The following is a 7099-nucleotide window of genomic DNA, read 5'->3' on the forward strand; positions in this document are numbered from 1 at the left end:
TGGGGCTGACGTCGCGGAGCCCATCTTGGCCAGCGTTCATGTGTGAACGCGTCAATAGGCCGGACATATGAACGCAAGCGATCCGATCATCCAAGCTGACTTCATCTTGCGAGCTGGGGGCCGTCCACATATGCCACATGATCCACGACCGGCCTGAGCATCGGAGAAGGCGCTGGCGGACGCTATTCCGGCGGAAGGCGCTCGGCGACCTGTTCGGTGGGCCCTACGTCTAACCGAGCCAAACACCCTGGGACACGGCTAGATACGCTTAAGCGCAGGCACGGGCTGGCACAGCGACCATACTCTGGCCAGCGAGGACCTCGGCGCTGCGCGTGGCGCTACGGATCTCCTGCGGGTCATCACAGAGAGCCGCGACCAGAACTCGGGCACGCTGCATCCAGAGATCGCGCTCGGCGCGCAATCGATCGCATGCGGCGTGGATCTCGGCCATGGCGATGTGCAGCTCGTCCACCGTACCCCGAAGCTCCGTCGTCCGGCCACGCTCGTGCGCAAGAGCGGCCTTCAAGATGGCCAAAGTAGCGACGCTCTCATGATCCCGGCTCGCGTTCTGCCGCTCGGTTGTCAGCACCGCCTCGGACCTGAGATGCGCAATTTCCTCGCGCACCTGCGGCATGTCAGGGAATTGCCGGGCGACCGCATCAGGTGGCGGGGTGTCCATGATGTTGCCCAGGGGCTCCTCCTCCAGCACGAGGTCGTGCAGCATCATGAACACGGCGTCCGCGCTCAAGCGCGCTAGATCGAAGCCGCTCTCCGCCGCCAATTCGTTCCAAAGTACCTGACCGCGAGCCGACTGCCCAACGAAGGCCATCGACCAGTTTACGAAGCCGCGCTCCGTGATCGGGGTGCCCTCCAACACCGTCACGTCACCGTGGCGAGGGTCACGCTGGATGCGCTCGAACGTCTGCTCGACGCTCTTTTGTGGCCCCTCCAGCACCTGCGCGAAGGCGCCACCGTTGAACATCAGCGCGCCGGTGACCCCCACGCGTTCGTTGTTCCGTCGCGATGCCGCCAGGATTTGTTCAACGGCAGCCTCGGCCTCAGGCCCAGTCAGAAGGTTCTTGCTGGCATAGACAAGGCGGTACAGCGCGCTCATGGTCTAGATCCGAGGTTAGTCGATCGAATAGAAAAATCTTGATCAACGAAGCAGGTAAAGCAGCAAATTCTCAGTCAGCATTCTAGCATTATACAGACTGAATTGGCTGTACCGGCGATGATCATCCTAGGTGGCTACGCAGCAGGCGATGACGGGCGTGTATGGTGTCGGCACAACTTGAAGCGCGCGGCGAATTCCGCCGGTGGCATAGGCCGGCCAAACAGATAACCCTGCGCCTCCTGGCAGCCCTTCGCGAGCAGACGCTGGCGCTGCTCCTCGGTCTCGACGCCCTCGGCGACCACCTCCAGTCCGAAGCTGCGGCTGAGGTCGATCACCGCCCGCACGATGGCCGCGTCGTGCCGGTCCTCACACAGGCCGTTCACGAAGCCGCGGTCGATCTTCAACCGTGTCAACGGGAAGCGCTTGAGCAGGCTGAGCGAGGCGTAGCCCGTGCCGTAGTCGTCGAACGCGATGCCCACGTCCATGGCGCGCAGGGCCTGCAGGGCGGCGACAACCTCCGGGTCGTGATGCAGAATGATCGTCTCGGTGATCTCCAACTCCAGGGCGTGGGCAGGCAACCCGGTCTCGGCGAGCGCGGTGGCCACTGCCTCGACCAAACCGCCGCCTCGGAACTGGGCCGCGCAGAGGTTCACCCCGATCCGGATGGGATGCACGCCATCGCGCCGCCAAGCCTGTGCTTGGGCGCAGGCGGTGCGCAGCACCCAGTCGCCGACCCGGGCTGCGTCCGGACCGTTGTCGAGCACCTCTAGGAACGCGGCCGGCATGAGCAGGCCGAGTTCGGGATGTTGCCACCGGATCAGGGCCTCGGCGCCCATGAGCGCGCCGTCGGACAGGCTTACCTGCGGTTGATAGTGCAGCACGAACTCGCCCTGCTCGATGGCGCGGCGCAGCCCGTCGCGGCAGGCCCGCTCGCGCTGTGCAACCTCGCGCAGGTCCGGCGTGAACAGGCAGGCGCGCCCACGTCCATCCATCTTCGCGCGGTAAAGGGCGGCATCGGCGCAAGCCAGCAGTTCGTCTTCTCGCACCCCATGGGCGGGGCTTAGGGCCACGCCGACGCTGGCGCCAAGTCGCAAGACGGTTTCCTCGACGCGGTACGGCTCGGAGAGGGCATCGATCATCGCCTGCCCCTTGGAGGTTGCCGTCAATGGGTCACCGACGCCGGGGAGCACGACCGCGAACTCATCGCCGCCATAGCGGGCCGCTACGCCCATAGTATCGACGCAGGTGCGCAGGCGACGCGCCGCCAGCCGGAGTACGGCATCGCCTACGGCATGACCGTGCGCGTCATTGACCTCCTTGAAGCCGTCAAGGTCGAGCATCAGCACCGCCGCTGGGCGATCCTCCATAATCGCCGCCTCGACCCGGCCGCGCAGCACGGCCCGGTTAGGCAGCTCGGTCAGGGCATCGAGATGCGCCAGCCGGAACAGGCGTTCCTCGACCATACGGCGCTGGCTGACGTCGCGCGCAATCGCCCCGAAGGCTGCTTGGCCGTTCTCGGTCCAGGTGCACAAAGACAGCTCGACCGGGAACTCGCGGCCGTCCTTATGCCGGCCGGTGAGTTCGACAGTACGGCCGAGTAGCGGCGTCGCCGTCCCGGGCGCGATCCGGCACAGGTCACCCTCGTGGCCGCCGTGCATCCGCTCGGGCACCAGGATGGCGAGGGGCTGACCCAAAGCGTCGGCGACCGTATGCCCGAACAGGCGCTCGGCGGCCGCGCTCCAGAAGTTCATCCGCCCGTGGGCATCTGCGCAGATGATGGCGTCGGACGACGTGTCGGCGATGTGCTCGAAGCGCGATTGTGTCGCGCGCCGTGCCGCCTGGACGCGGCGCAGCTCCAGCCGGTCGAGCACGAGACGAGCGAGGTCGGTGAGGATACGCCTGTCTCGGCCCGTGAAAGCACGTCGCGGCTTGGGCCCGGCGAGGCAGAGCGTACCGATGGCATGGCCATCCCCAGTACGTAGCGGCACGCCTGCGTAGAAGCGGATGAACGGGGCGTCGGTGACCAGGGGATTGTCGCGGAACCGTGGATCCTGGGATGCGTCGAGCACGACGAGGATGTCGACTTGCGCGATGGTCCGGGCGCAGAAGGCGACGTCGCGGTCGGTGTCGCACAGGCTTAGGCCGACCTTGGCGTGGAAGACCTGCCGATCGCGATCGACGAATGAAACGAAGGCAGCCGGCGCGCCGAGCAGGCGGGCGGCGAGTTCGACGATGTGGGCGAGCGACGGGTCTGTCTCGGCATCGAGGATCTCGTGCTCGGCCAGCGCCTGCAGCCGAGCCTCCTCGTCAGTCTGCACGGGTGAAGATGGCACGGGAGGGCTCCGGATCGAACGGGTGAGCGCAGCAGAGTCAGCGGATGGGGTCGCCTTTACATGTTGGGCGCTGCGCCGACATTCGGATCGGGGTAGGCGCGGGCGAGAGCAGCGAGCTGCTCAACCTTGGCGAGGCAATCGTTCAGATCATCGCTCGCGCCGATCCGCGCGAGTTCACGGCGCAGAACCCCCAACAGTGTCTCCAGCGACAGGCCCAAGCTGCGGATCTGCGGCCCACGCGGGCCAGCGACGCCTTGCTCGACCATCTCAGTCAGAGACGCGCTCAGCCGACGTGCGCCCTCGACGCTGATCGGAGCGGTCATGGTGCGGATCTCGGCCATTCCAGCCTCACGCCGCGCGCACGGTGGCGAGGAAGCGCCCAACCTCGGCCGCGAGATGCTCGGACTGGCGTGACAGCTCAGAAGCCGCACCCAGCACCTGGCTCGCCGCCGCGCCCGTCTCCTCGGCCGCGCTTGCCACCCCGGCGATGTTGCTCGTGACCTCGCCGGTCCCCATCGCGGCCTGGCTGACGTTGCGCACGATCTCCTGGGTCGCCGCGCCCTGCTGCTCGACCGCCGCCGCGATCGAGCTGGCGACCCCGTTGATCTCGCGGATCCGCTCCGTGATGCCAGCGATCGACGCGACCGCCTGGCTCGTCGAGGTCTGGATCTGGCCGATCTGGCTGGCGATCTCCCCGGTCGCCTTGGCAGTCTGCTCGGCCAGCGCCTTGACCTCCGAGGCCACCACGGCAAAGCCCTTGCCGGCCGCCCCGGCGCGGGCCGCCTCGATGGTGGCGTTCAGTGCCAGCAGGTTGGTCTGGCCGGCAATCGTCGAGATCAACCCGACCACGTCGCCGATCCGGCTGACGGCGCTGTTCAGCTCCTGCACCAGGGCACCGGTCTGGTCGGCCTCACGCACGGTTCGATGGGCGAGGTCGGCGGAGCCGGCGACCTGTCGGCTGATTTCCTGCACTGATGAGCCCAGCTCTTCGGCGGCCGCCGCCACGGTGTTGACGTTCGAGGCCGCCTCCTCGGCTGCGGCCGCAACCGTGGTCGACTGGCTGGCCGTCTCGGTCGCCGTAGCCGTCATCGTCTGCGCAGTGGCCTGCAGCTCGGTCGCCGAGGACGACACCATGCCGATGATCCCACCGACCGCAGCCTCGAAGCTTTCGGCCATCTGGCGCATGCCGGCCTTGCGCTGCGCCTCGGCAGCCAGCCGCGCCTGCGCGGTCTCAACCTCCAGCTGGCGGGTGCGGATCAAGTTGTCCTTGAACACCTGCACGGCAGCGGCCATGGCGCCGATCTCGTCCCGGCGCGCACGGTACGGCACCTCGGCCGCCGTATCACCTCCGGCCAGGACACGCATGGCATCGGTCATACGGGTGATCGGCTGAGAGATGCGCAAGAAGCCGAACAGCGCGGCGCCGATGGCCGTCAGGATCGCGACCGCAACCGCTACGTAGGCGGTGAGCGTGGCGGTGTCCGCGTTGTTCACGCTGCCGTCGGCGTCGCGCTGGGCGCCGCGCTCGTTGAAGGCGACGTCCTGCTCCAACGCCTCGCCGACGGCCGTGTAGATCTTCACCGCGGTGGGGTTGGCGAGTTCCGCGAACGCCTCCTGCTGTCGCCCAGCCTCAAGGAGACCGAGGAGGTGTTGGCTCACCTGCTGGTACTGGGCCCACAGCCCGGAGAAGGTGTCGTACAAGGCGCGCTCCTCGGGTGAGGAGATCATGGCCTCATAGCGTGCGCGGGCCTTGACGACGTTCTCTAGGGCGCCCTCGTACTTCTGCCGGTTCGTCGCTAGAGTCTGCGCATCGGTCGAGGTAGTCGCCAGGCGGTATTGCTTGATCCGGAGTTCGGCGACCCCAGCCCGGATCTGGTTGATGGTCACGACGGACGGCAGCCAGTTCGTGGCGACCTCGGTGACGGAGTGTCGGATGCCCCCGAGCTTGACGATCGAGAGTGCACCCTGTCCAGCTGCGATGAGGGCGAGCAGGCCAAAGGCAGACGCAAGTGCAGCCTTGAGAGAGAGGTGCAGGCGCATCGATCAGCTTCTTGCAGGAATATAAACAGTCCTCGCCACTTGGTCAGCGGCGAGATTAGACACAAATGTTGAGCAACTTCGTTAATCAATAGTTTATTTCCATCAATATCCAGCTAAATGACCAATATACGGCTCTAAACAGACTCTGAATCCCATCAAATGAATGTTTTTCCTACCCGTCGCATCAAGACACAACCCTTAATTGCGCGTTTAATCACGGGATAAAGCCCATCGCCTTGTCGTCTACAATTCTATCATTTGATAGTTTTCCGACGTCTCGCTCAGGATGGAGCGTGCGATCTGACGGAACGCTACACCTCGCTTTCCTCATCACGTTGCTTATTGCTCGCCCCGGCGGGTTTTGCGCGCTATTGGCGAGGCCGCCATGCTTGCGACTGCCGCTCGAAGCCGTCCGCAGGTCTGACCAGGAAAGACCGAGCATGCCGAATTCGTTTGGCCTCAACCGCACGTTGGGTGGCGCTATCAGCGTCATCGCATTCGTGTCGGTCCTCAGCAGCAGCGCGGTCTTGCTCACGCGCAACCAGCTGCAAGACGCAACAGACGCCCTCGACCGTTCGACGCAGGTTGCCCGCGGTCTCGACGCGTTCCGCACCGCCATGCTCAATCAAGAGACGGGGCTACGCGGCTACCTGATCACCGGGCGCGAGAGCAGCCTGGAACCCTACAAATGGGGACGGCCGGCGCTGGATGAGACGATCACTCGCCTACGAACCTTGATCGGCAACGATGCTGAACGGTCGCGCCTGTTGGCCGATGCCGTGACGGCCGCCCGTGCTTGGCAGGCTGACATCGGCGAGACCGCCATAGGAGACGCAGCAAACCCAGCGACACGACCGGAGGCGGTGCGCATCGAAGCTGAGGGCAGAGGCAAGCAGTTCTTCGACACCCTGCGCGGCAAGCTCGCCGCCATCGACACGCTGGAAGAACAGACCCGTGCAGCACAGGCCGTTCGCGTCACTCAAGCCGAGCGTAACGAGAACCTCGCGCTCTGGGGCGGAACCCTGCTCACGCTTCTGATCTGTGCTGCGATCGGGATCGCCGTCAATCGGCTGATCGTCCGGCCGCTGGTGCGCGTGATGGGCTTCGTCGAACATGTCGGAGAGGGCGACCTCTCGGGCACGCTTGGAGAAGGGGGACACAACGAGATCGGTCGCTTGGGACGCAGCCTCAACGCGATGGTTGCAGGTCTCTCCGACCTCGCCCGGACGAACCGGATCGCCACCTCCGACCTGAATGCCGCCGCAGCCGAGATCCGGGCCTCGGCGCAGGAGCAGGCGGCCTCGGTCGAGCAGCAATTCGCCGCCGTGCAGGAGACTGCCGCCACCATGGATCAGATCACCCAGTCGGGTGCGCAGATCGGTAGACGCGCCACCGAGGTGATCGCAACCGCCCAGGCCACCGCGCAGACCTCGCGCCAGGGCCTGCGCGCGGTCTCCGACACCGCCAGGGCCATGGAGGCGATCCGCGAGCAGGCGGAGGCGGTGGCCGGCAACATCGTCAGCCTGTCGGAGAAGACCCAGACGATCGGCGACATCATCGAGACGGTCAACGACATCTCCGAGCGCACGCACCTGCTGGCGCTCAACGCCGC

The 7099-nt window shown here is 65.8% G+C and carries 5 protein-coding genes; 1 reads left to right on the forward strand and 4 read right to left on the reverse strand.

Translation table 11 applies throughout. The annotated features are described in order from the left end of the window. Positions 1 to 268: 268 nt before the first annotated feature. From MKL01_RS30800 to MKL01_RS30815, 4 genes are all read right to left on the reverse strand, one after another. Complete coding sequence (locus tag MKL01_RS30800; protein ID WP_243908987.1) at positions 269 to 1114, reverse strand: BLUF domain-containing protein; 846 nt, start codon at positions 1112 to 1114, stop codon at positions 269 to 271. Positions 1115 to 1248: 134 nt separating this feature from the next. Beyond that, positions 1249 to 3432 (reverse strand): putative bifunctional diguanylate cyclase/phosphodiesterase, encoded by a 2184-nt coding sequence (locus MKL01_RS30805; RefSeq protein WP_243908988.1) that lies wholly within the window; start codon positions 3430 to 3432, stop codon positions 1249 to 1251. Positions 3433 to 3503: 71 nt separating this feature from the next. Then, entirely contained in the window at positions 3504 to 3788 is a 285-nt protein-coding gene (locus MKL01_RS30810; protein WP_243908989.1) for a hypothetical protein, read from the reverse strand. A gap of 7 nt (positions 3789 to 3795) precedes the next feature. Further along, positions 3796 to 5487 carry a methyl-accepting chemotaxis protein gene (locus tag MKL01_RS30815; RefSeq protein ID WP_243908990.1) on the reverse strand — a complete coding sequence of 564 codons (1692 nt, stop codon included), beginning with the start codon at positions 5485 to 5487 and terminating at the stop codon, positions 3796 to 3798. Between the two features lie 440 nt (positions 5488 to 5927). Here MKL01_RS30815 and MKL01_RS30820 point away from each other — a divergent pair. Next, positions 5928 to 7099: methyl-accepting chemotaxis protein (locus MKL01_RS30820; protein ID WP_243908991.1), on the forward strand; the 1172-nt coding region annotated here is incomplete at its 3' end.

Origin of the sequence: Methylobacterium sp. J-070, assembly GCF_022829385.1 — a bacterium.
Lineage (GTDB): Bacteria > Pseudomonadota > Alphaproteobacteria > Rhizobiales > Beijerinckiaceae > Methylobacterium.

Coding starts and splice junctions, on each gene's coding strand:
- MKL01_RS30800 (WP_243908987.1), bottom strand. CDS start 1,114: ATGAGCGCGCTGTACCGCCTTGTCTATGCCAGCAAGAACCTTCTGACT.
- MKL01_RS30810 (WP_243908989.1), bottom strand. CDS start 3,788: ATGGCCGAGATCCGCACCATGACCGCTCCGATCAGCGTCGAGGGCGCA.
- MKL01_RS30815 (WP_243908990.1), bottom strand. CDS start 5,487: ATGCGCCTGCACCTCTCTCTCAAGGCTGCACTTGCGTCTGCCTTTGGC.